The organism is Candidatus Amarolinea dominans (assembly GCF_016704685.1).
Lineage (GTDB): Bacteria > Chloroflexota > Anaerolineae > SSC4 > Amarolineaceae > Amarolinea > Amarolinea dominans.
Genome location: NZ_JADIZS010000023.1, coordinates 111,682 through 134,997 on the forward strand (window position 1 = coordinate 111,682; position 23,316 = coordinate 134,997).

General features: G+C 62.6%; 23 protein-coding genes and 2 pseudogenes. 7 read left to right on the forward strand and 18 right to left on the reverse strand.

Annotated elements, in window-relative coordinates:
- Positions 1-16: 16 nt before the first annotated feature.
- From IPF85_RS16510 to IPF85_RS16520, 3 genes and pseudogenes are all read right to left on the reverse strand, one after another.
- Positions 17-1,184: pseudogene (locus IPF85_RS16510) on the reverse strand (6-phosphofructokinase).
- Between the two features lie 58 nt (positions 1,185-1,242).
- Positions 1,243-1,776: a hypothetical protein gene (locus IPF85_RS16515; protein WP_343409170.1), complete on the reverse strand. Its 534-nt coding sequence runs from the start codon at positions 1,774-1,776 to the stop codon at positions 1,243-1,245.
- On the reverse strand, positions 1,745-2,182 hold the full coding sequence (locus IPF85_RS16520) for a hypothetical protein (protein WP_343409171.1): 438 nt from the start codon (positions 2,180-2,182) through the stop codon (positions 1,745-1,747). Before IPF85_RS16520 ends, IPF85_RS16515 begins: the two co-directional genes overlap by 32 nt.
- 137 nt (positions 2,183-2,319) lie before the next feature.
- Here IPF85_RS16520 and IPF85_RS16525 point away from each other — a divergent pair, with 137 nt between their 5' ends.
- Positions 2,320-2,994 carry a hypothetical protein gene (locus IPF85_RS16525; RefSeq protein WP_343409172.1) on the forward strand — a complete coding sequence of 225 codons (675 nt, stop codon included), beginning with the start codon at positions 2,320-2,322 and terminating at the stop codon, positions 2,992-2,994.
- Positions 2,995-2,999: 5 nt separating this feature from the next.
- Here IPF85_RS16525 and IPF85_RS16530 read toward each other — a convergent pair whose 3' ends face one another.
- Complete coding sequence (locus IPF85_RS16530) at positions 3,000-3,290, reverse strand: amidohydrolase family protein (RefSeq protein WP_343409173.1); 291 nt, start codon at positions 3,288-3,290, stop codon at positions 3,000-3,002.
- 240 nt (positions 3,291-3,530) lie between these two features.
- Between IPF85_RS16530 and IPF85_RS16535 the strand changes: the two genes are divergently transcribed.
- Positions 3,531-4,061, forward strand: a complete 531-nt coding sequence (locus tag IPF85_RS16535; protein ID WP_343409174.1) for a hypothetical protein — start codon at positions 3,531-3,533, stop codon at positions 4,059-4,061.
- 5 nt (positions 4,062-4,066) lie between these two features.
- Positions 4,067-5,332 carry an alkaline phosphatase family protein gene (locus tag IPF85_RS16540; protein WP_343409175.1) on the forward strand — a complete coding sequence of 422 codons (1,266 nt, stop codon included), beginning with the start codon at positions 4,067-4,069 and terminating at the stop codon, positions 5,330-5,332.
- On the opposite strand, the gene IPF85_RS16545 is transcribed toward IPF85_RS16540, so the two are convergent.
- The 7 genes from IPF85_RS16545 to IPF85_RS16575 form a co-directional block, all read right to left on the reverse strand.
- Positions 5,316-5,762 (reverse strand): ATP-binding protein, encoded by a 447-nt coding sequence (locus tag IPF85_RS16545; RefSeq protein ID WP_343409176.1) that lies wholly within the window; start codon positions 5,760-5,762, stop codon positions 5,316-5,318. The genes IPF85_RS16540 and IPF85_RS16545 overlap by 17 nt on opposite strands.
- On the reverse strand, positions 5,759-6,994 hold the full coding sequence (locus IPF85_RS16550; RefSeq protein WP_343409177.1) for a HAMP domain-containing sensor histidine kinase: 1,236 nt from the start codon (positions 6,992-6,994) through the stop codon (positions 5,759-5,761). Before IPF85_RS16550 ends, IPF85_RS16545 begins: the two co-directional genes overlap by 4 nt.
- Positions 6,987-7,718 (reverse strand): response regulator transcription factor, encoded by a 732-nt coding sequence (locus IPF85_RS16555; RefSeq protein WP_343409178.1) that lies wholly within the window; start codon positions 7,716-7,718, stop codon positions 6,987-6,989. The genes IPF85_RS16550 and IPF85_RS16555 overlap by 8 nt, the downstream gene beginning before the upstream one ends.
- A gap of 190 nt (positions 7,719-7,908) precedes the next feature.
- Positions 7,909-8,667: a hypothetical protein gene (locus IPF85_RS16560; protein ID WP_343409179.1), complete on the reverse strand. Its 759-nt coding sequence runs from the start codon at positions 8,665-8,667 to the stop codon at positions 7,909-7,911.
- Positions 8,664-9,626, reverse strand: coding sequence for an FAD:protein FMN transferase (locus IPF85_RS16565; RefSeq protein WP_343409180.1), 963 nt, complete (start codon positions 9,624-9,626; stop codon positions 8,664-8,666). The genes IPF85_RS16560 and IPF85_RS16565 overlap by 4 nt, the downstream gene beginning before the upstream one ends.
- Positions 9,627-9,628: 2 nt before the next feature.
- Complete coding sequence (locus IPF85_RS16570) at positions 9,629-9,928, reverse strand: hypothetical protein (protein WP_343409181.1); 300 nt, start codon at positions 9,926-9,928, stop codon at positions 9,629-9,631.
- Positions 9,921-10,289, reverse strand: coding sequence for a hypothetical protein (locus IPF85_RS16575; RefSeq protein ID WP_343409182.1), 369 nt, complete (start codon positions 10,287-10,289; stop codon positions 9,921-9,923). Before IPF85_RS16575 ends, IPF85_RS16570 begins: the two co-directional genes overlap by 8 nt.
- 344 nt (positions 10,290-10,633) lie before the next feature.
- Here IPF85_RS16575 and IPF85_RS16580 point away from each other — a divergent pair, with 344 nt between their 5' ends.
- Positions 10,634-11,779, forward strand: a complete 1,146-nt coding sequence (locus IPF85_RS16580) for a cytochrome c peroxidase (protein ID WP_343409183.1) — start codon at positions 10,634-10,636, stop codon at positions 11,777-11,779.
- Positions 11,780-11,886: 107 nt separating this feature from the next.
- Here IPF85_RS16580 and IPF85_RS16585 read toward each other — a convergent pair whose 3' ends face one another.
- Positions 11,887-12,552, reverse strand: coding sequence for a choice-of-anchor V domain-containing protein (locus IPF85_RS16585; RefSeq protein ID WP_343409184.1), 666 nt, complete (start codon positions 12,550-12,552; stop codon positions 11,887-11,889).
- Positions 12,553-12,607: 55 nt separating this feature from the next.
- Positions 12,608-14,485 carry a hypothetical protein gene (locus tag IPF85_RS16590; RefSeq protein ID WP_343409185.1) on the reverse strand — a complete coding sequence of 626 codons (1,878 nt, stop codon included), beginning with the start codon at positions 14,483-14,485 and terminating at the stop codon, positions 12,608-12,610.
- Positions 14,486-15,043: 558 nt separating this feature from the next.
- On the opposite strand from IPF85_RS16590, the pseudogene IPF85_RS16595 reads away from it, so the two are divergent.
- Positions 15,044-16,686, forward strand: a pseudogene (locus IPF85_RS16595) (NAD-dependent malic enzyme).
- A gap of 90 nt (positions 16,687-16,776) precedes the next feature.
- On the opposite strand, the gene IPF85_RS16600 reads toward IPF85_RS16595, so the two are convergent.
- Positions 16,777-18,114 carry a hypothetical protein gene (locus tag IPF85_RS16600; RefSeq protein ID WP_343409186.1) on the reverse strand — a complete coding sequence of 446 codons (1,338 nt, stop codon included), beginning with the start codon at positions 18,112-18,114 and terminating at the stop codon, positions 16,777-16,779.
- Between the two features lie 166 nt (positions 18,115-18,280).
- On the opposite strand from IPF85_RS16600, the gene IPF85_RS16605 reads away from it, so the two are divergent.
- Together IPF85_RS16605 and IPF85_RS16610 are read left to right on the forward strand one after the other, a co-directional pair.
- The gene (locus IPF85_RS16605; protein WP_343409187.1) at positions 18,281-18,565 is read left to right on the forward strand and encodes a hypothetical protein; all 285 of its coding nucleotides are present in this window, start codon (positions 18,281-18,283) and stop codon (positions 18,563-18,565) included.
- Between the two features lie 6 nt (positions 18,566-18,571).
- Positions 18,572-19,243, forward strand: coding sequence for a nucleotidyl transferase AbiEii/AbiGii toxin family protein (locus tag IPF85_RS16610; RefSeq protein ID WP_343409188.1), 672 nt, complete (start codon positions 18,572-18,574; stop codon positions 19,241-19,243).
- Between the two features lie 120 nt (positions 19,244-19,363).
- On the opposite strand, the gene IPF85_RS16615 is transcribed toward IPF85_RS16610, so the two are convergent.
- The 4 genes from IPF85_RS16615 to IPF85_RS16630 all read right to left on the reverse strand — a co-directional run bounded on the left by IPF85_RS16615 (position 19,364) and on the right by IPF85_RS16630 (position 23,261).
- On the reverse strand, positions 19,364-20,431 hold the full coding sequence (locus tag IPF85_RS16615; protein WP_343409189.1) for a hypothetical protein: 1,068 nt from the start codon (positions 20,429-20,431) through the stop codon (positions 19,364-19,366).
- A 139-nt stretch (positions 20,432-20,570) separates the two neighbouring features.
- On the reverse strand, positions 20,571-21,905 hold the full coding sequence (locus IPF85_RS16620) for a hypothetical protein (protein ID WP_343409190.1): 1,335 nt from the start codon (positions 21,903-21,905) through the stop codon (positions 20,571-20,573).
- A gap of 637 nt (positions 21,906-22,542) precedes the next feature.
- Positions 22,543-22,923: a DUF6516 family protein gene (locus IPF85_RS16625; protein WP_343409191.1), complete on the reverse strand. Its 381-nt coding sequence runs from the start codon at positions 22,921-22,923 to the stop codon at positions 22,543-22,545.
- Positions 22,920-23,261: a hypothetical protein gene (locus tag IPF85_RS16630; protein WP_343409192.1), complete on the reverse strand. Its 342-nt coding sequence runs from the start codon at positions 23,259-23,261 to the stop codon at positions 22,920-22,922. Before IPF85_RS16630 ends, IPF85_RS16625 begins: the two co-directional genes overlap by 4 nt.
- Positions 23,262-23,316: the final 55 nt, after the last annotated feature.

Here is a 23,316-nt window from a genome sequence, read left to right on the forward strand (position 1 = left end):
TTATGCTTCCGTATTCCTAATACAAGAACATTGGCTTGCCCAGTACGTGGCGCACTTTGGGGCGATATTCGTTGATGTCATACAGTTCGTCCACATCCAGCGCTTCTTGCCCTGCATGATGGTGCTGATGGGGATGTGCGTGTAGGTGCCGCCCTGCAAGGCCACCATGCGACCCGACGTGCCCTCGGCCACCAGGTCCATAGCCATGTTGGCATAGTTGAAGGCGACCATCAGATCGAGCGAGTCAGGCGCGCCGGAGCGCATCAGGTATAACAGGGGTTGATAGATCATGTGCGAGCCGGTGAGCGCCTGCAGGGCCTCGGCCATCATCTCACCAATGCCGCCTAGCTTGCGATGACCGTAGGCATCCTCCTGCCCGTATTCGATCACTTGACCGCCGAGCATCGTCGCGCCCTCAGAGATCGTGACCATCGCGTAGTTACTTGGATTGGACGCCTTGTCATGCGCCAGCATCTGCGCCAGCCGCTGAATATCGAACGGCACCTCCGAGATGAGCGCGCGGTCTACGCCGGCCAGGTAGGCCGAGATCAGTGACGTTTCGCCCGAATTGCGACCGAACAGTTCGACAACGGCGATGCGCTCGTGCGATCCCGCGCTGGTGCGCAGGTTGTGAATGAAGTTGACGCTGCGCGTGACCGCCGTGGAGAAGCCAATGCAGTAGTCGGTGCCATAAACGTCGTTGTCCATCGTCTTGGGAATAGCCACCACCGGGAAACCTTCGCGATGCAGGCGCTCGGCGTAGCTCAGGGTGTCATCGCCGCCGATGGGGATCAGCGCATCAATGCCCAGCTTCTCCAGGTTCGACAAGACATGCGGCGTGTAGTCATGTTTGCCAGTGGCCGCGGGGTCGTAGTTGGCGCCGCGTAAGAAGTCAGGCACTTCATTGTTGCTGACCCGCGCCGGGTTGGTGCGACTGGTGTGCAGGAAGGTGCCGCCCGTGCGATCTACCGTGCGCACGGTCTGGCGGTCGAGGGGAATCAGGTGTTTTTCACGGCTGGCTGGCTCGTTGGCGTCGAAGTGAAGCAGGCCGCCCCAGCCATGGCGCACCAACCACGGCAGTTATCGTGCCTGCCGCGATAAACCAGGGTCTTCAGTGCGGGGTTCAATCCGGGAACGTCTCCACCACCGGTTAAAATACCGATGGTCTTCTGTCGGTTAGGCATCGTCGTATCCTCTCTGCGCAAACGATTGACTGGGGGTCATGCGTCATCGAACTTTGCCCTACGCCTTGCCCAGAACCGCGGCCAGCAGCGCCATGCGGATGTACATGCCGTTGCGCATCTGGCGGAAATAGGCGGCACGGGGATCATCGTCCACGGTGTAGGCAATTTCACCCACGCGCGGCAGCGGGTGCATGACGATCATCCGCTCCCTGGCCCGCGCCATGAGCGCATCGTCAACCACGTAATGCTCCTTGACGGAGTCATAGAGCGCCAGATCGGTAAAGCGCTCCTTCTGCACCCGCGTCACATAGAGCACATCGGCCTCGCCAATGATGTTATGAATATCATCGGTTTCACGAAAGGAGAGGCCGGCGCTGTGTACTTCTGCGGCGATCTCGCCCGGCAGCCGCAGCATGTCAGGCGAAACAAAAACCAGTTCCACCTGATACTGCGTGAGCAAGCGGGTCAAGGAATGAACCGTGCGCCCATATTTGAGGTCACCGACCATCACCACTTTCAGTCCGTCCACACGGCCCAACTCTTCTTGAATCGTGAAGAGATCAAGCAGGGCCTGAGTCGGATGCTCGCCCACGCCGTCGCCGGCGTTGATGATCGGGACGTGCGTAGCGGGCGGCCGTGGCCGCAGCGCCCACCTCAGGATGACGCAGCACGATGGCATCGGCATAGCACTCCAGGGTGCGCACGGTGTCGGGCAGTGACTCCCCTTTGCTGACCGAGGAGTAGACCACTTCGTTGATGCTGAGCACGCGACCGCCCAGGCGCACCATGGCCGCAGCAAAGGAGGACGAGGTGCGGGTGCTTGGCTCGTAAAACAAGTTGGCGAGCACATGGCCGTGCAGCATGTCAGCCGTGCCAAAGCGCTCCACCATCGAGCGCATACTGTGGGCCACCTCGAAGATGTGCTCCAGCTTGGGGCGATTGAACTGTTTGACCGATAACACATGCTGGCCGAACCAGCCGTTGGATGAGTGCGGCATGAAAAAACCTCTTCATTCTCTCGATTTCTTTCATTCGACAACCGGCGCCGCCAGCACCCGGCCGGCGCCGGGCGCGGCCAGCACAACGCCATCAGCAAAACCACCTGGTTGCGCAGGACGACGCAGCGCACCGCGCCATGCACCGTGTAGCCGCTGAACGGACTCCAGTCGCACAGGGTCTGGTAGCCGCTGGCAGGCAGATCGAGAGCAGCAGCGGCGTCCACTTCGACCCAGGTTTGCGCTTGCTGGCCGCCGGCAGGGAGATGAAAGATACGGGTCGGATTGTGATGCAAGCGGGCGACGAGATCGTCGAGGGTCAGGCGGCCTTCATGCACCGCGGTGAGCAGCAGGGGCAGCATGGTCTCCAGGCCGGGCACGCCGGGCGGCGGCTGGGGGCCGGCCTTTTCAGCCGCGGTGTGCGGCGCGTGATCGGTGGCAAAACAGTCAATGACATCCAGGTTCGCCCAGAGCGCGGCCCGGTCGGCGGCCGTGGCCAGGGGTGGCTTCATCTGACCCCGGGCACCCAGGCGGGGCAGGTCATCCTCGCACAGCCACAGATGGTGTGGCGTGACCTCACAGGTGACCGCCGCGCCATGCTGCTTGGCCCGGCGAATCAGCTCGATCTCGCTGCGCCGGCTGACATGGCAGACGTGCAGGTGCTGGCCGTAGAGTTGTGCCAGCGCCAGGCAGGTTGCCAGCAGCAGCCCTTCGGCATGCACGGCGATGGGGCCGGGGCCGGGCCAGGTGCGAAAAAGGCCATCAACTGGGCCAGGTCTTCCAGGCGCAGGGAGCCAAACGTCTCACTGACGTAGATCTCTCAGGCCGCAGGCGTAGGCGCAGCCGCGGTGATCAGCGGGTCCGTGTCACGCGTGGCGCCCAGGAAAAGGCCGACATCGCACACGGCCGCGGCCGCGGCCAGGCGGGCTTTCGCGGCCAAACGGTCGAGCGTCGCCGTCGGCGGCGATGTGTTGGGCATGTCGAGAACAGTGGTGATGCCCCCGGCCAATGCGGCGCGGGTGCCGCTGGCCAGGGTCTCTTTGTGTTCGTAACCGGGTTCGCGCAGATGGACATGCACATCCACCAGACCCGGCAGGCGAATGGCGTCCATGCACATCCTGCAATGAGGTATACTTCCAAACCATGACCGGTTCGGCGGCTCAAGCGGTGAGGAGCGCGTTATTCTACCATTGGCAAACCGTTTTGGCAAAAGGGCTTTTTTGGGATTTTCTCTGCGCCTTTGCGTTGCATAACGATCTTTACACAGGTGTCTGACCAGTGCAGATCATGCCCCTTTTCGTCATGCCAGTTGCAAAGGCCGGTTTTGCTCAAAAAGGCGTTTACCGCCATAATGCCACTCATGCAAGTGGCCTGGCTCGTACAACGCCTGATTGACTGGTTGACTGCGCTTGCCACGTGGTATTACAACCGTAAATACGGTGCGCTGGCCTCGCGTCTTGGCGGCGGCGTGATGCCGGGCGATGGCCGGCGTGGATTTCTCATCGTTCAGATTGACGGGCTGGCGCATCGCTATCTGTTGGATGCGCTGGCACGCGGCGCGACGCCCTATCTCCAACGGCTCATCGAGCGCGAGGGCTGGCGCGTGCAGCGCTGGCGCTGCGGTCTGCCCAGCAGCACGCCGGCCGTGCAGGCCGGTTTACTGTTCGGCAACAACTGGGACATCCCGTCATTCCGCTGGTATGAAAAAGAGAGCGGCCAAACCATTGTCTGCAAGGTGCCAGCGCACCTGCAGCGCCTGCAAGAACGCCTCAGCGCCGGGCGCTACGGCATTCTGACCGGCGGCTCCAGTTACTTCAACCTGTTCGACGGTCACGCGCACCTCTTTCCTGACCCTGTCCGCGCTCGATCGCCAACATTTTAGCCAAAATGTGCGGTTCGTTCTTCTTCCTGCTCTTTCTCCTGACCCCGCACCGTTCGCTGCGCGCCCTGTGGCTGTCCCTGAGCGAATATGCCCGCACCCTGCGGTCGCGCCTGCATGGCACGTCCAAGCCAGGACCGCCCGTCGCGCGCCTGCGCCGCCTGCGCGCCAGCCTGACCGCGCCCCTGGCAACCCTGCTTTCACCCCTGGCGCCCGTGACGCTCAACGTCATCTTTCGCGAGATTCAGACCTTCGCAGTGGCGCTGGACATCTATCGCAGCGTCCCGTCCATTTACACCGATTACTACGGCTACGATGACCGCGCCCATCATCATGGCCCTCTGTCCGATGAAGCCCTGGCTGCCCTGCGCAGCATTGATGCCTGCATCCGCGAGCTTGACCAGGTGCGCCGCCAGTTCCGCCACCGCCGCGCCTACGATCTGTTCATCTTTTCCGATCATGGGATGAGCCGTTGCCGGCCCTTCGCAGAGCTTTTTCACCAGACGCTGGGGGACTTCGTGCGCACGCATGTCGGCCAGGCCGTGGTGGATGTGCAAGGCGGGCAGGCGCCCTGGGCCTCCATGCAGGATGAACTGCTGCACAGCGAACTGCAGGCCGCAGAAGCGCGGGCGTCGCCGCGCAGTCAGCGCCTGCTGCGCCTCTTGCGGCGGGCGTTGCGTCGTGGCTTGCCCCAAGACCCGGAGATTCAAGCCGACTATGACCTGACCCGGCGCAGTGATGTGATCGTACGCGTGGCCGGCAGCCTGGCGCACATCTATTTCAAAGTCACCCCCGCGCAGATGGACATCAGCGAGATCGCGATCCTCTATCCCGACCTGCTCAGCGCCCTGCGCGCCCACAGTGGCTTTGGGTTGGTGCTGGGGCGTGAGCAAGGCAACGCGGTCTGCGTGACGCCGCGCGGCGTGCTGCGCCTGGATAGCCCACAGCTGGCGGCCACCCTGCCGCATCTGTCCGACCCGCAGGCCGCGCTGCAGCAAGTTGACCGCCTGGTACGCTTTCCGCACAGCGGCGACCTGGTGCTGCTGGGTACCTGGTATGCGGATGGGTCGGTGGTGGGCTTCGAGGAGCACGTGGCTACGCACGGCGGTCTGGGCGGGCCGCAGGATTACCCGTTTTTCATCACAGCGCCGGGCGTGGATTGGGATCTGTCAGGCGTGACTAATGCGACGCAGTTACACGATTTCTTCGTCAACTGGTACGGCGATGCAGCCACGCGGGCCGCGCGTGGCCACATCGTCATGGAAGCCCCTTAGCTTCGCTGGTCGTGACCACTGTCGTGTTTGCTGTCAACGGCGCGGAAGCGGGGAATTCAAGGGTAAAGGTCGTGCCTTGACCAACCGCACTGGTCACGCTGATCTGGCCCCCATTTTGCAGCACGAGCGCCTGCACGATGGAGAGACCCAGGCCGACGCCGTGCTGTCCCGACCGCCGGCTGCGCGCCTTGTCGACGCGGTAAAAACGATCGAAGATATGAGGCAGATCCGCCTGGGGAATGCCACTACCGGTATCGGCCACCCGCAGTTGACAGCGGTCAGGCATGGCCGCAGCCGATAAGTAGATCTGGCCGCCCGCCGGCGTGTACTTGATGGCATTGTCCAGCAAATTGAGCAGGATTGCCTCGATCTGCTCGGGCCAGACGCGCAATGGCGGCAGGGATGGCGACAGTTGCACCTGCAGGGTCAACCCTGCACCCGCGCCCGCAGCGTCATGGTGGCGACGACGGCCGACAGCACAGGTCGCACGTCAATGGGCGTCAGCGGCTGGTGCTGCACCGCCTGGCTGCTCTCCAGGCGTGAGAGATCGAGCAGGGTGCTGGCCAGGCGCCCCAGGCGGTCCGCCTCGCTGTCAATCTCGGCCAGGTACCGACCAGCCAATTCTGGATCATCCAGGCCGCTTTCCAACAGCAGCTCACTGCGCAGCTTGATGTTGGTCAGCGGCGTGCGTAGTTCATGGCTGGCATTGGCCACAAATTGGCGCTGCTGCTCCAGGGTCTGGCGTAACTGCGCGGCCATGTGATTGAAAGCAGCGGCCAGCGCGCCCAATTCGTCGGCCGATTCCGTGGGCACCTGTTGGTTCAAATCACCGGTCGCAATGGCCAACGCTGCCTGTTCCAGCGCGCGGATGGGCCGCACCAAGCGGCGCGCCGTCCACATAGAGAGCAGCGCAATCAGGACCAGGGCCAGCAGGCCAGCGATGGCGAAGCCGAGCAGAGAGGTGCGGATCGGCTGCAAGATCATCTCCAGCGGCTGCGCCAACTGCACCACCCCCACGGTCCTACCACTCTGCTGAATGGGCGCCGCCGCATACAAGGTCGGTTGGCCGTCGTGTGGATCGGTGCGCACATCATGCTGCGTATGGCCTTGCAGGGCAGCCTGCACCTCGATGTGTGCAGACTGATTGCCAATCTGCGTGATAGACAGCGCACTATCGGCCAGCGCGTTGCCCAGCGGGGTGAGGATCGTGACGCGTGTGCCTGTGTCAGCCGCATACACCGAGGCTATTTGCTGAAGACGCGCACTCGACGGGGGCGGCTCGACACCTGACATGGGCGCTTGTGTCCCAACTTTGTCCTTCTGATCCTCTTGGCCCTCGTGGTCATCTGTCCCGGCAGAAGGCTTCTCCCTCTTCTCGTCCCCCTGCTCAGCTTCCCAGTTGGCAAAGCGCTCGAATTCGGCCTCGTAGCCGCTGAGCGGGTCCTCCAGCGCGTTAGCAGCGAGAAAAGCGGCAATCTCCAGATTGTGCGTGGAGGCTTCGAGCTGCGCCTGGTAGATGGACTGACTGACGCGCAGCATAAGCAGGGCCAGGACAACGAGAAAGAGCAGGGTGAAGGTGAGAACGATGCGCGTCTGCAGATTGCGCTGCCAGGGCCAGCGGGCAGCCGTCTGCTGAACGGGTGACAACACCGGACTAGTCATGGCTCTGGATCTCATCAGGCGACAAAAGACGATAGCCAACCCCGCGCACGGTCAGGATCAAGACCGGTCGGCTCGGGTCCTGCTCCAACTTTTCACGCAGCCAGCGGATGTGTACGTCCAACGTGCGCGGATCGCCAAACCAGGTTTCACCCCAGACGCGATCCAGGAGATCGCTCCGCGACACGACGGCGCCCTGCGCATCCAACAGTACCATGAGCAAATCATACTCGCGCTGGGTCAGCGCCAGCGGCCGGCCGTCGCGGGTCACCTGGCGGCGCCGCCGGTCAATGCAAAGGCGCCCCAGATTCACCAGGGCGGCGGCTGGCGGCACAGGCGCGGCCTGATCGAGCGAGACCCGGCGCAGCGTAGCGCGCACGCGGGCCAACAGCTCACGAAAGCTGAAGGGCTTGACGATGTAGTCATCAGCGCCCAGTTCCAGCCCCAGGATGCGGTCCATCTCCTCGCCACGCGCGGTCAACATCAGAACCGGCACCGCGCTCTCCCGACGCAATTCACGCACCACATCCCACCCTTGCAGCCGGGGCATCATGACATCGAGCAGGATCAGATCAGGTGAGGTGGTGCGCGCCTTACTCAGCGCCTCCGCGCCATCGAAGGCCACCTCGACGGCGTAGCCCTCGCGCATAAACTGGCGCTGCAGCACCTCCACGATCATCTCGTCATCGTCAGCCAGCAGAATAGTCGTCTTGCTCGCCTGCACCATGCACCCTCACCTCAGCGCCACAAATCGGCATCCACAACGTCCGCGGCCAAAGCGGGTCTGAAACCCCCTCCGCCACGCGGAACTTTCGCACGCCTGTGTCAGGCATTGTAGCACGCTGCGCCTGCCTTCGACCAATCGGGGACGCGGATGCAACAGCGTGCGATCTCCCCAGGCTGCGAAGCGGCCCGGCTCAGCCCGCCGCCGCCTTGCGCGACCGGCCTTCCGTGGCCAGCAGCCGGTAGAGAGTCAGAAACAGCACCGCGCCGGCCGTTACCAGGTAGAGAACCTGCACGCTGCTCTGCTGCGAGTCGCTGCCGAGCATGACAGCATGCAGGAGCACTCCCCAGTACGCGATGAAGCTGGTGTAATGGAGCGCCCGCCACTGGGCCTGGCCCAATTGCTTGCGCGTATGGGAACTGAGCACCAAGAGCAGCAACAGCCAGAAGCCCAACTGCCCGGCTGCAACCAGGGCCGGTTCATAGGTCCCGGCGAAGGGGACTAACACCGCCCGCAGGGGAAAGCTCAGGTAGCGATCGCCCATCAGGATCAGGCCGTGAAAGAGAGTAAAGCCCACGGCCACATGGCTCAGGAATTGATGGGCGTCGAGCAGGACAGGCGGTCGCAGCTTGCCCTTGCCAATTTTGGAGCTGAGCAGCATGCCCCAGACCACCGAACCCCACAGGAGCAGGTAAGCCACAAAGCCGGCCGCGCGGCTCAGGTACCAGTACGACTTGGTATCTGCCGCCAATCCGGTCGCGCCCAAGCCGATGGCCAGGCCAGCAGTTGCCAGGCCCAGGCCGGCGAGCGATCCAAGCACGGCGCTCCAGAAGGTCTCAGAGTCGTCGGGCACGATGGCCTGCTGTTGACGGTGCGGCGCAGCGCCGGCGGCCGATTCCCCAGGCCGCAGCGCGGGATAAGCCGGCTGACGTTCGATGTTTGTGGTCATCATGCGTACTCCTGCAAAATTGTTGTTGGCCGGGGGTTCAGATGGCTGAGCGGCAAGCGGCCGACTGTCTGTTGCTGACCCTCGCGACCGATCAGCAGGCCGCGCAAGTTGCGCTTCGCCAGGTAAGCGCTGCCCTGCCGGCTGCCCAGGATCAACGCGACCTTGGCGGCCACCTCGGCGCTGGCGGCCGTGGGCGCCAACACCGTGACGCTGTGCAGGTCACTGACGCTTGGTTGACCGGTGCGCGGATCGAGCAGATGATGCATGGCGCGCCCGTTGCTGGCCCAGCGCCGTCCGCCGATACTGCTGGTCGCTACGGCGCCGCTGCTCACAGCCAGGGTGAACAGGTCGTGCTGCGCGTGAAACGGATTCTGCACTGCGATGGGCCACGGCTCCCCGCGCACGGCGCCGACGATACGCATGTCGCCGCCGGCATCCACGAGCACCGGGCCATGCGCAGCCAGCGTCTGCGCGACATCGTCCACCGCCCAGCCTTTGCCGATGCCGCCCAGGTCAAGGCCCAGACCGGCCGGCAACTCCACCATCATGGCGGCGGGATCTGTACGCACACGTTGATAGCCCCAATCCAGCGCCGCGGGCGCCGCGGGCGCCGCCGGCGCAGCGGGGGATGGCGACGACAGTTGTTCAAAACTGCGATCATAGCCGGCCCGGCGCAGCGCATGCAGCAGCGTCGGGTCGAACAGGCCGTCACTGCGACGCGCGGCCTCGAGGGCGGCAGTCAGCACGGCCCACAAGAGCGGCGAGACGGGCTGCGGTCCGCTGCCCGCGGCGGCGTTCAAGCGGCTCAGGCCCGAATCAGGCCGAAAGCGGCTCAGTTCAGCCTCGATGGCGGTGAAGCGTTGCGACGCCTGCTGCAACCACTCGGCGGCCTGGGCGGCAGGTTGCCACAGCCAGATACCGACCTCGGTGTTCATGGCGCGCAAGTGGATTTGATGCAGCATCTTCACGACCGCCGCGTGCGGGTGACCGGTTGCTGAAACAAAGGCCTGGCGGGCAGCGGCGCCAGGCGCGCGGGCTGTTGGCCCTGGGTCTGCACCTCAGTTTGGGTCGGCGCTGGGGTGCTCGTCGCTTCTACGGTCCGGGCGGTCTGGGCGCCCTGGGCCGATTGGTCGAAACGAGCGACAAGCGCACTGCCGGCCATCACAACAGCCAAGCTGACAGCCAGCAGCCCGCTTTTCCAGGTCAGACTGGCGCTGGCCGACGGCTGACGTTGATTCGCAGGGGACTTCTGCGGATCAGTCATGGTCATGTTCCCCTTCGTGTTCGCTCTCATGCTCGTGTTCGTACCCGGACCCAAAGCCAGAGATCGGCTGATTCTGGCCGGCCTGCAGCGCGTTGATCTGCGCGTAGGCATCCTGCAGCGCCTGGTAGGCCTCCTGCAACTGCGCCTCGTAGGCCGCAATGGTTGCATTGCTGTCGGCCGGCTGCACGGCGGGATCGGCGGCTGGTGTCACGGCGGCGGCCACGGGCAGCGCCTGCACAGGGGCAGCAGCACTGGCCGCCAACCGGTCGGACAGCAGTATCCCGCCGGTGACCAGGGTGAGCACAAAGGCGGTCAGCAGGGCAGAGATGATAATCGCTTTACGGTTCGTCTGAGATCGCATCGGTTTACCTCCTGAGGGTCATCATCGTTTTGCACGGGTGGCGCCTGGTTGCTGTCAGCAGCAGGTTCGTGACAGGCGCCTCAGCCTTGCATGTGCTGATGATACTCCCAACGGCGGCCTCGTGGGTGAAGCGCGCAGGGTGAACGCGTTAAGCGCGCGTTAAATGCAGTTGACGCCGCGGTCAGCGGGGCATATAATCAGAGAAGCCGCCCATGTTGTGAGTGAGTTTGACTGTCGTAAGAATGTTGTCGTCGTACACAAACGGGCAACGCATCGCTTCATTTATATCGGGGGCCATCGGGGGCCATCGGGGACCACGGTTGCCAACTCAAGGGAGAACAAGGATGAACATCACACGAATAAGCGACCAAAGTTGCCAACTTTCGCAAAAGTTGGCAACTTTGCTTGCGACGCTGTCGCTGCTTGCGCTGCTGACAGCGTGCGCGCCGCGCCCCACGCCTACGCCGACCCTGCCTGACCCCCCCACCGCCACCGTCCAGGCGACTGAGGTGGCCCTGGCGCTGCCGCGTGCGGCCCAGGCTCGTCCGTTTCCGATCCAGGCCATCCCCACCGATAATCCCACGACGCCGGCCGCGGTCGAATTGGGCCGACAACTGTTCTTCGACCCGGTGCTCTCGACCAGCCGCGCCATGTCATGCGCGACCTGCCATCAGCTCAATCTTGGCTTGTCCAACGGGCAAGTGGTCAGCACGGCGCGGCCGGGCGCACCGGGCCGCAATGTGCCGACCTTGTGGAATGCGGGCTTCAAGCGTTTCCTGACCTGGGATGGTCGCGAGACGGCCCTGGAATCACAGGCGCGGCTGCCCCTGACCCTGCCCCATGAAATGGCTGCCATCCCCGCCGAGGTGGAGGCCAAGCTGCGCGCGATTCCTGAGTATGTGTCGTTGTTCAGCCAGGCGTTTGGCGGCGGCCCAGAATCGGTGACTTTCGACAATGTGACGCGCGCGCTGGCGGCGTTCGAACGCACCCTGATCAGCGATGACAGCCCCGTGGACCGCTTTCTGGCCGGCGACGCCACCGCGCTGACCGCGCCACAGCAGCGCGGGCTGGCGGTGTTCTTTGGAGAACGAACGCACTGCGCGGAGTGCCATCAGCCACCCACCTTTGCCATGGAGACCTTTCGCGTGGTGGGCGTGGACAGTGTGGATGCCGGGCGTGCTGGCGTGACTGCCGACGGCGTCCGCGGCGCATTCAGGGTGCCCACGCTGCGCAACATCGCCACCACGGGGCCTTACATGCACAACGGCTCCCTGGCAACGTTGAACGCGGTGATCGAATTCTACGCCGCGGGCGCCGGCCGGCCACGCGGCGTGCCCTACGTTGATCCTTTGCTCAAAGGTTTCGAGCTGAGCGATCAGGAGCAGGCTGACCTGGTAGCCTTTTTGCAGGCGTTGACTGACGAGAGCCGGCTGCCGGTCGCGCCCTCGCCGGCGCTCTCCGGCCTGCCGACCATACAGCGCCAACAGTAGCGCTGACACGCTTCGACCAAAGGCCTTGAATAAAACGAGCACTGCCAAGTTGGCAGTGCTCGTTTTGTTTCAGGTTCCGGCAACGGGTATCGCCGCCGACAGCGGGGTCAGCGCAGGGGCTGCGCTCGGCGCCGCCAGGCCACACCGAGGCCAACCAACCCGACGAGCAGGACGACAGCGACGGCGCGGGCAGCCGATGGGGTTGGGGTAGTCGTCGCGAGGCTCGTCAACTCGACGGCCGAGGGATCAACGACATCAACGCTCAGGATCGTGTTGGCATGATGGTCGCCGCCAGGCGTCCCGTCCAGGTTGACAGAGTTGCCCGCGGCGTACAGCACCACGGTCTGCGGTGCGGACATCGGCGCCGTCCATCCGAAGCTGAAGGTAGCCATACCCGCCCCCGTATTGTTTTTAGGGCTGGTCTGCGTCACCTCACCGTCCATGACCTGCGTGTCGCCCCCCAGGCTGGCCAACGTGCCGCCGGTCGCGGACACATCGAGCCCGGCTGCGGTCTGCAGCGTCAGGGCGGTGCTCTGCACGTGCAACGTGTAGACTACGCTTTCACCCGCGAGTACCGTCTGTGGGCCGGTGAGGCTAACGACCGGCTCGCTGCCGCCGCCGTGGCAAGCGTTGCACGACATGCCAAAGTTGGTGGCCGGGTTACCAGAATGGCCGGATATCCCGGTACCGGAAGCCCAAGTGGGCGTTGCCAGCCAGGGCAGGGCAAACAAGCCGCCGATGACCAGGAGCGTCAGGATGAGTACGTTCTTCATGCGTTATCACCTCCGCCGCGCAACGCGAAAATCCAGGGTACAGAAGCACCAGTGCTTACTGGGAGTAGCATAACTCACCCAACGCACAGCCCCAACGCGCCGCGTTCATTCCGATGTCCTTGATACTAATGATGCTATCACCGTTGAAGTCGAAGCGCGCTTCATAGCAACTGTTTAACACCTCATCCATGCAGTTCCAGTGGCTGGCCACGGCGATCAGGTCATTGGTGTCCACGATATCATCGCAATTCAGATCATAGCGTGAGCAGGAGGTCAGCGTGGTCGGTACGAACATCGGCCCGGAGAAGCAAGGCCAGGTCGCGTTCACATTGTCGGTCCAGCAGTACTGCATGGGGTAAGGCGGCAGGTTGTGGCGCCAGGTGGTGATCGTCTCGCTCTGCGGAATGTACCAAAGCACGATGTTCTGGTTGTTCACTGCCTCGCCGTTGATGAACTGCTCAGGGCCTTGCACGTAGGTGCCGGTGCAGCACTGGCCGATGGCCGGCATATCCGCGTCGCCTTCCGCTGCTTTGTGCTGCGTCACGTAGAGCCAGGCATTGTCGCCCGTGCCGCCGTCATTGTACTGACCCCTCGCCGGCTCGATGTAGTAGCCGGAACCAGATTGATCCATGACCCGGTAGCGGTAGCCTTCGGGCGTGTAGGGCGCGCTCTGCAGCCACCAACCTTCGGTAGTCTGATCAACCCACTGCGCGCCGTCCCACAGGGCCAGGGTATCGTTACTGTCACCCTTGACGGCGATGTCAATACGCACCAACGGCCGATAGGTGGCCTCCTGATCCTGGTTGTTGCCGCAGCCCTGGCCGTAGGAAACGGTCACGACACGAAAGCGTCCGTCGTTGAAGAACTGGAAGTGCTGCTCGTAGCGATAATTGCACGATGCGCCCCAATTGGACATGCGGAAGTCCTGCACCACCGCAAAACCGATGATCGCGTTCGCTTGATCGAGCAGGTCGCGTACCTGGGTGACGCCGTAGGGGTAGATGGGAAAACCGCCGCCGCCGCCACCGCAGCCCGTGTAGTCACGGTAGCCCCAATTGCCTGGATAGTGAGCGTGCCACTCGATCAGCTTCATGCGCGTGGCCACGGCTTGCGGCGCGCCGTTCACGTCATAGGTTAGGCTGGTAATTTCCAGCGCGTCGGTCGGCGTGGTGCGGTAATCCAGGTTCCAACCGTTACGATTGACGTGAATGGTGGTGTTACAGTCGGTCGGCACCTCTTGCGGTCTGAGGCTGTAGGCTGAGCTGCGCAAGTCCTGCGGACGCTCCGACCACCAAATTTTCTCGATCTTGTCCTCGGTCAGATTCACGAGCACCCAGACCGTGCCGCTATCGGTGAAAAAGGTTGTACCGGCGCAGAGATGACTGCCGTCGCAAGCCGTGCCCATGTTGTGTTGATCCATCACGCCGATCTGGTCCACCGCAGGAGCGAAACCCAGGGCCGCCTCCACGTCTGCGCTGGTGCGAATCAATTCAACGGCCCGATTGTAGAGACGCTTGTTGATCAGCGGGAAGGTGTTCGCCACTTCGAACACGTCCAACACCAGTCCCTGGCCCTGATGCACGAGTGCCGTAACCGTAGCGTTGCGGTCGAAATCGTAAACATCTACCTGGTAACAGGTGCCGTCAGAACACGCGCGATAGCCAGGCGCATAGGGGCCGAAGAAGGGGAAAATCTCGAACACCTCGGCGCGGTGACCGGCGACAAGCTCCTGCACCCGGGTTGATGCCATCGCCAGGGTCTGGGCCGCCTGTTCCTGAGTCGTCATGGCCTGTTCGGCCGGGTTGAGGGGCGTGATGGGGCTATTCGCGGCGGCGGCGGCCGGCAGCCAGAAACTACTCAAGATCGCCAGCACAGCGACAAAAGCCGACAGATGAACGCGAAACGACGGACGGTTACTGATCCTGTTTTTCATGCTTTTCTCTCTTCTACAACGTACGCGACACGCAGAGGTGGGATAGGCGCCTGGCCAGAACGACCGCCAGGTGCAGCGGTCAAGACCGGTGGTGCAATATGGAGGGCAGAAGCCACAACCGATCATGCACTGGTGCAGTCTCTCCGCCAACCCGCAAGGGCCGTAGTTTAGCACAAAGACTTTTGACCTGTCAAAAGATGCCGGGCGCGGCGCGGCTTTTCGCCCGTCGCTCAGGTCACCGTATCCCTTCAATAATCCGGGGTAGGGGCATGGCCTTGCGCCTGCCCGCCTGGGCGACCGCAAGGGTGCGCCCCTACAAATTGATCCGGGGTAGGGGCATGGCCTTGCGCCTGCCCGCCTGGGCTGGCGACCGATGAAATTGCCGCTGGCGAAAGGTCCGTAAGTGTCCAGAAACGCGTTTTTGTGCTATAATCTCAATGAAAGCAAATAAAGAGTGTGATGGCGAGTAAATGCCGTGGCCGCCGTGCCGGCTTGGCAGCACCCTGAAAACTTCATGCGCGCCCATGAAAATGCAAAGGCAGTCAGAGGAAAACAGCGATGAATCCTACAAAACCTCGTCTGTATCCGCGTGGCGCGGACCTTCTTCACAATCCGCTCCTCAACAAGGGTACCGGTTTCACAGAGACTGAACGCGAGGCACTCGACCTGCGCGGTCTCCTCCCTTCACGTGTGGCGACGCTTGCCCAACAGACAGAACGTGTCTTGCGTAACGTGCGCGGCCAGCCCACCGCGCTGAGCAAGTATCGCTATCTCACCGGCCTCCTCGATCGCAACACCACCCTGTTCTATCGGCTGGTGATTGACAATCTGGATGAGATCATGCCGATCATCTACACACCGACCGTGGGTCAGGCCTGCCAGCAGTACGGGCACGTCTTTCGCCAGGCCCGCGGCCTATTCATCAGCATCAACGACCGCGGGCGTGTGGTGGACATTCTGCGCAATTGGCCGTACACCGATGTGCGCATCATCGTCGTCACCGACGGCGAGCGCATTCTTGGCCTGGGCGACCTGGGCGCCAACGGCATGGGGATTCCCATCGGCAAACTGGCGCTCTACACCGCGTGCGCGGGCGTGCATCCCGCATCCTGCTTGCCCATCACCCTGGATGTCGGCACCAACAACCAGGCCCTGCTCGACGATCCGCTCTACATCGGCCTGCCGCAAAAACGTGAACGCGGCGAGGCCTATGATGCCTTCGTCGAGGAGTTCATTCTGGCGGCGCAGTACCTTTACCCGCGCGCGATTGTGCAGTTCGAAGATTTCGGCAACATGAACGCGTTCCGCCTGCTGCGCAAATACCGCGATCGCATCTGCACCTTCGACGATGACATTCAAGGCACCGCCGCGGTCGCCCTGGCCGGCGTCTATTCGGCGCTGCGCCTGACCGGCGGCCGTCTGGCTGACCAGCGCTTCGTCTTCCTGGGTGCAGGCGAAGCCGGCATCGGCATCGGCGATCTGATCGTGACGGCCCTCGAAAATGAGGGTTTGTCAGAGAGTGAAGCCCGGCGCTGCTGCTGGTTTGTGGATTCCAAAGGATTGGTCGTCGCGTCGCGTGGCGACCTGGCGGAGCACAAACGCCCATTCGCACACGATCATGCGTTCATACCCGATCTGCAAGCGGCCGTGGAAGCGTTCAGGCCCACCGCGCTGATCGGCGTGTCCGGCGTTGGCAGCACCTTCACGCGGCCGATCGTCGAGACGATGGCACGCATCAATCAACGGCCAATCATCTTTGCCCTCTCCAACCCCACGTCGAAGGCGGAATGTACCGCCGAACAAGCTTACACATGGACGGACGGCCGCGCCGTGTTTGCCAGCGGCAGCCCGTTTGACCCGGTGACGGTTGCGGGCCAGACCTTCGTGCCCGGGCAGGGCAACAACGCCTACATCTTCCCCGGCGTTGGCCTGGGGTCATCGCCTGTGGCGCCACGCGCATCACCGACGAGATGTTCTACGCGGCCGCCAAGACCCTGGCCGGCCTGGTGAGCGAGGGCGACCTGGCGCTGGGGCGCATCTACCCGGCGCTCGACCAGATTCGCCAGGTGTCCGCCCATATCGGCGCGGCCGTGGCGCGCGTAGCCTATGACAATCACCTGGCTACCATCCCCGAACCGGACGATTTACTCAAGGCCGTCCGTGCCCAGATGTACGACCCAATTTATGAATCGTACGTCTGACCTGTAACACCCCTGCGCAGGGAAGGCGCGAAGACACGAATGCGCACAAACGCCATTCGTGTCTTCGCCACCTTCGCGCCTTCGTGCTAACTACTGCGGATTGACCAACACCCAGACCAGGCCATCCTTGGCGGCTTCCAACGCCACGCCGAGAAACGGTGCATTCTCAGGAAGGTCGGCCGTGCCTGCGTCGCCGGCCAGTTGCACCTTGATCGTGCCCAGCGGTCGCACCCGGCCACCGGCGGCCGCGGTCAAACGCGTCCCGGCGGCGATGGCGCTCTCGCCCGGTGCAATCCTCACCTGCATCGGCCCACTGTAGACGATCGTGACGTACTCGCCCGGCTCGGCCGCACCCTCGCGTGGCACCAATCGTTTCCCGGTTTCGGTGGGTCGGTGGTCTTCATCGGTGACCAGCTCAGCGCGGCCGGCCACTACGCCGACGACGGCCTGGCCTGATTGAGTTTGAACCACCTGCCACAGGGTCGGCCCGGTGTCGAAATCGGTAGGCGTGACGGTCTGGATGCTCACGACGTCGCCGGGCTGCAGGGGACGATCCCCGGCGTTGACGGCGAAGTTGGCCTGCAGGCAGCCGACGCAGTTGCCGGTGACGTTGATGTTGCCCGAAAAGTAACCGGCATATTGAGCACCGTAGGCGTTGATGCCATTGTAGGCCGCATCATACACATCTATCCCGTCATTTCCTGCGTGTGCGACGTAAACAGCGTCGTTGTTCGTCGAAAGCCAAGCACCCGTGTTGACATTCGTAGCCGCGACGAAACCTACATTCGCCTGATGCACAACCACGCCCGATGAGCCGGCTGAGTTTACATACAGGCCAGTAAGGAAGGCCGAACCCACGTAAAAACCATACTCGCCGGCCGAGGTCACATTCACGCCATGACGATCCGTTCGGCCGACGTACAATCCGTCACCCTGGGCGCCCGCGACCTCGAAGCCGTTCGATGACGCTGAGGCCACAGCGGATGATGGACTACCCGCGGCGCCCACATAGACACCGTCTTGACCCGCGGCGTTCACGACCATCCCGTAGTAGCCCGCACTGCCCACGTAGATGCCGTCAATCGCCACCGAATTGATGGCGAGGCCATGGCCGACGCTGTTGTTCAGCGTCATGACCGCGTAACTCGGCGCACCAAAGGCCCCTTGGATCGTGAGCGGGTTGTTACTGCCCGTCCACGTCTGCCCCAGGTGGTTGTGGTTGTTGTCGCTGACGAAGACGCCGTTCTGGTTCCAGTGGCCGGCAGTGAGTTGGATATCGGTTACGGTAATCTGTCCGTCCTGGTTCGCGTCGCACGCGGCGTTGTAGGCAGCCCCGGGCACGCAGGGGCCGGCCAGGGGTGCCGCCGCCGCGGTAGAAGCGAGCAACCCAAAGATCAGGGTCAGCGCGAGTAGTCTGCGAGTGTTCACGTGTGTTCTCCTAGCTCAAGTGTGGTACAAGTAATGCACAAATTAACTGGAGAATTGTAGCACACGACAGCGCGCGCGTCAACGTGAGGATGTTCTGGAGGGTGAAAGCGGTCTTTCGGCTGCGACCTTTCTTGCCAGGGTTGCTAGAAGGCAGTAAAATCAGCCTATGACCACACGTTTACCGTATCTCTGGGATTATGATATTGATGAGGCGCAATTCCGTGCGCTGCTCGCAGGTGAATTGACGCTGGGTCGGCTCGATCGCGACTGGGCTGCCGTACGCCTGCTTGAATATGCCTCCTACGCAGAAGTCGTGCAGCTATTAGGGTTTGGGCCATTTGTGGAGGGATGGCCGGCCTGGCGTCAACGTATTCGCGCGCAGACGCGCCAGCGTGCGTTCGATTTTCTAGCCAATTGGCTGCTGCACAAGCACCCAGATCTGCTCCAATGATGAACCGTGGCTTCTGAAAACAGCACCTTCTACTTCGAACACCTCTATCCGTTGCAGAACGAAGTCTTACGGCTCACCACTGGGCTGGACACCGGCTTCTATCTCAGTGGTGGTACCGCGGCCTCGCGCGGCTACCTCCATCACCGATTTTCGGACGATCTTGATCTCTTCGTCAACGACGACGAGCGCTTTGGTCTGTGGTCAGCGCGCGTGATCCAGGCATTGCTAACACAACCAGCCTGGCAAGTTAGCGTTACGCTGCGCGAGCAGCGTTTCACACGTCTCAGTGTTCTCCGGCCAGATGCGACACTGAAAATCGAACTCATCAACGATGTCCCTGCGCATACAGGTCTTATTCGACAGCACCCGCAACTGGGACGCCTGGACAGCGCCGAGAACATCCTGGCGAACAAGATCACCGCCGTGGTCGATCGTGAAGAACCCAAGGACCTGGCGGACATCTGGGGATTCTGCTGCCAAATGGGTCTTTCGCTGGTAGATGCCATTGAGAATGCAGGCAGCAAGGCCGCCGGCATCTTCGTGCTCGATATCGCACGTATTCTCTCCTCGGTGACCGTCGCGGACTGGGAACTGGTGCGCTGGATTCAGGCACCGCCGCCACAAAAGTTCGTGGCTGACTTGGAGGCGCTCGGCGAAAGTCTGATTCTGGAGCCTTGATCAGCATTCAGCATTGCGTGGGCGACACCGTCATCACCTGCCATCCATGAAGACTGGCACGAAGACACGAATCCGCCCAATGCCCTTCGTGCCTTCGTCACCTTCACGTCTTCGTGATGACTATTGCGGGTTGACCAGCACCCAGATCAACCCCTCGCCAGCCGCCAGAGACTCCAGCGCCGTCCCGATAACGGGAGTTCCCTCGGTGACTACCATGCCCTCGACGGTGCGGGTCTGGAGCGGCCGCACCCGGCCACCGGCTGCTGCGGTCAGGCGCGTCCCGGCGGCGATGGCGCTCTCACCCGGCGCAATCCTCACCTGCATCGGCCCGCTGTAGACGACAGTGACGTACTCACCTCGCTGCGCTGCACCGTCACGTGGCACCAGGCGTTTGCCGGTTTCGGTGGGCCGATGCTCTATTTCGGTGACAAGCTCAGCCCGCCCGGCTACCACGCCGACAATGGCTTGGCCCGGCTGAGCCTGAACCACCTGCCATAGGGCTGGCCCGGTGTCGAAGTCGGTGGGCGTGACGGCCTGGATGCTCACCACGTCGCCGGGTTGCAGGGCACGATCCCCGACATTGACAGCGAAGTTGGCCTGCAGACAGCCGACGCAGTTGCCGCCGACATAGATGTTGCCGGCAAACACGCCGGCGTAGAGGTTACCGGCCACATCCACGCCGTGGACGGCGGCTGTGGCCACGAATAAACCGGTGCCGCCCGCTGAATCAACGTGTACACCATCTGTGCCGGCTGTGCTCACTCGCAGGCCATCGTGGGCCGCCGAGTATACCCATAGCCCGTGGTAGCCCGTCGAGTCGATGAAGATGGCGCTGTCAGCGGCGGCAATGCGAAGACCCACACCAGTTGAGTTGTTCAACACCAGCGGAGCAAAATCCGGCGCGCCGTATGAACCCTGGATCTTGAGCGGATTGTCCATTCCCGTCCACGTCTGACCCAGATGGTTGTGGTTGTTGTCGCTGACATAGGCGCCGCTCTGGCTCCAGTGGCCGGCGGTCAGTTGGATGTCGTTCACGGTAATGGTACCGTCCTGGTTGGCATCGCAGGCCGGATCGTAGGCGGCACCGGGGATGCAGGGGCCGGCCAGCGGTGCGCTGCCGGCGGCACCGGTCAGGGTGGCCAGCAGGGGCAGGACGAGGGCGAGTGAGAAGAGTTTACGTGCGTTCATGGTTTGCTCCTTATGGATCATTGCGCAGGATGGTCTTGTGGACGATCGGGTCAGGGTTTCGTGTCTTCGTGCTGCTTACTGCACATTGACCAGCACCCAGGCCATGCGGCCTTCCGAATGACAGCCGCGACGTTTTTCGTCAGTCCGCCGGCGCAGCAAATGCCTCCAGGCGCTGACCCGCCGACCCCTTGCGTAGCGCCACGATCCGATAATCGAAGGCGACCGCGCACGGCTTGTCATCCACGGCGCGCACGGTGAACGCCGCCGGCGTCTTATCGGCCACATACAACGCACAGTCACCCAAGGGCGTCAGAAAGACATGATAGGATGGGGTGGTCTCAATCGTCGCTGCGTAGATCGGTTCAAGCAACACCACGGCCTCGCCGTCCACGAGTTGACCTGAGCCAAAATCCTCAAACCAGGGCTGCGGGCTATGAACGGCGTAGAGCAGCCGTTGGTCGTGCTCGCCGGTCGTGACCGCCGTCGCACTGACGCCACCTGCCACCGCCAGGCCTGTTTCGCTCACCGTCCAGACGACTGTGTTTGCGCCGTTGCGAATATTGAACGCGCTCGTACTGTTGTTGTCCTCATCCAGGTCAATCTGCACCACATCGTTGCTGTACAACAGAATGTCGCTGCCGGACAGGCTCGGCTCTGAGTAGATACGGCCATCATCCTCGGCGCCCAACCCACCCAAGACCAGGTCCGGCGCCTCATTGCTGCCGCCTTCCGCGCGGACGCCGCCCCCGCCGTTCACCTGGTTGAGGAAGTGCCCGCCGAAATGCCCTGCGGACGCCGATTGTGCTTGCACGCCGTCCCAGCCCGCCGAGGCCACGTACACGCCGTAGTGGTCAGCCCGGCCTACATACAGTCCATCACCCTGGGCCCCCGCCACCTCGAAGCCGTTGTTGTTCCCGGAAGAGAACTGGGTAGTCGGACTACCCGCCGCGCGCACGTATATACCGTCATCGCCCGCCGAGTCCACATACACGCCGGTGCTTGCCACCGACTCCACGTAGACGCCGCTGCTACCCGCCAATAACACAGCCACGCCATTGATGCCCGCCGAGCTCACCTGCACGCCAGCGTCCCCCGCCGAGTCCACCTGCACGCCATTGTTCGTAGCCGAGGTGATACGCAAGCCCGTACCGGTACTGTTGCTCAACACCAGCGGTGCAAAGTCGGGCGCGCCGAATGCTCCTTGGATCTTGATCGGGTTGTTCGCGCCCGTCCAGGTCTGGCCCAGGTGGGTGTGGTTACTGTCACTGACAAAGGTGCCGGTCTGGTTCCAGTGGCCGGCGGTGAGCTGGATGTCGTTTACGGTGATGGTACCATCCTGGTTGGCGTCGCAAGCCGGATCGTAGGCTGCGCCAGGGACACAGGGCCCAGCCAGCGGCGCACTGCTGGTCGTACCGGTCAGGGTGGACAGCAGGGTCAGGACGAGAATCAGGGAGAAGAGTCTACGAGCGTTCATGATTTGTTCCTTCTTTTTCGTGGCGCAGGATGGTTGTTTGGCCGGCAGAATCCGCTAAGGGCGCCGCCTGCGCGTGGCGCGCCCCCAACCTGGGTTGCCGTTCATTGCCGGCCGGAATCTGGCTCGCCAAAGGCCGCGCCCTTAAGAACGCGCGCAGGCGGTCGCCTGATGTCGGCGGGTTGACCCGGCCGGCCCAGACCACCTATGATCGGGACGGGGAGGCGTCGTCGCCAGAACGAGCCAGATGCAGCTGACTGCCCGGCCGGCCTTGGCCGCCCGAGATCGGGACTGTTGCCTGAATGATCAGTTGAGCGTGGTGCAACCGATGGGCGGAAGCCGGCGTAGATGCCGGCTCATCTGACAGAGGAAAACGGATGCCAATGGATGGCGATCTGCGTGGGTCAACGAGACTTGCAGCCGGTGTGAATAGTAGTTCTCTCCTTTCAGTGCTGCCTGTGGTAGCTCAGCGTTGCGTATTATATCAACAGCCTGAGGCCGCTAGCCAGACGGCTACGCCTGGGGGGCCAGCGAGGGGCTGAAGCTCACTGGTACTAACTTTTGGCTCGCGGGCGCACTGTGATCGCCGTTTGTCCCAACAGGCGTATCTCAGGCTGGAGCAGTACCGACAACTTTAGGATCACATATGGTCCAATATCTCCGCAAGCACATCCAGGATATTCAGGGCACGTCCTGGTGCCACCGAGTTGTCCGCGCCATCATGGATGTGATGGGGAAATCCGGGTAGATCGGGGTAGTGTGGCGTATTATCCCAACGACGAATGAGATGGTCTTCCTGACTGGCCCAATGGTAGCTGTAGGTCACCACCTCAAGTCGCCCGTCGGGCGTGCGCTGGACATACTCGGAGAACTCAAGTTGGCTGCGATCGGCAAATACCACAGTGGCTCGCAAGTGGGCATCCGCGACGCTCACACGCTCGCGTATGACGGAAAAGCGTTCAACACGGCTATCGCCCAGGATGTATTCCTTGAAGGCGACAAGGTATTCGGCCGGACTCATGCGGGGACCGGTTGGCCCAAGATGTTCAGGCGACGCTTTGCATTCTCCGCCATCTGCACCAGCGATGCCCACTCAACGAAGTCCATGCGATCATCAGTCTGGCCGGTCATGTAACGATGGTAGAATGTCGAAGAAGTGAGATGATGCTCTTCCTCGAACGCACGCAAGTCAGATGTCAGTTGGATCAATAACCGGCGATTCTCCTCGGCCTCATAATCCAGGAGTTTACGCAGGCCGCGCTCCAACACCAGGCTTGTCGGACCTGATTGATAGAGTTCAGCCAGGCGCTGCAGATATTGAGATGTCAGGTTCTGAGGACTTGCCTGGGTTGCGTTCATCGCTCGTACTCCTTTCGACGATGCCCATAGTATCACAATCTGGCGCCGCTGACAA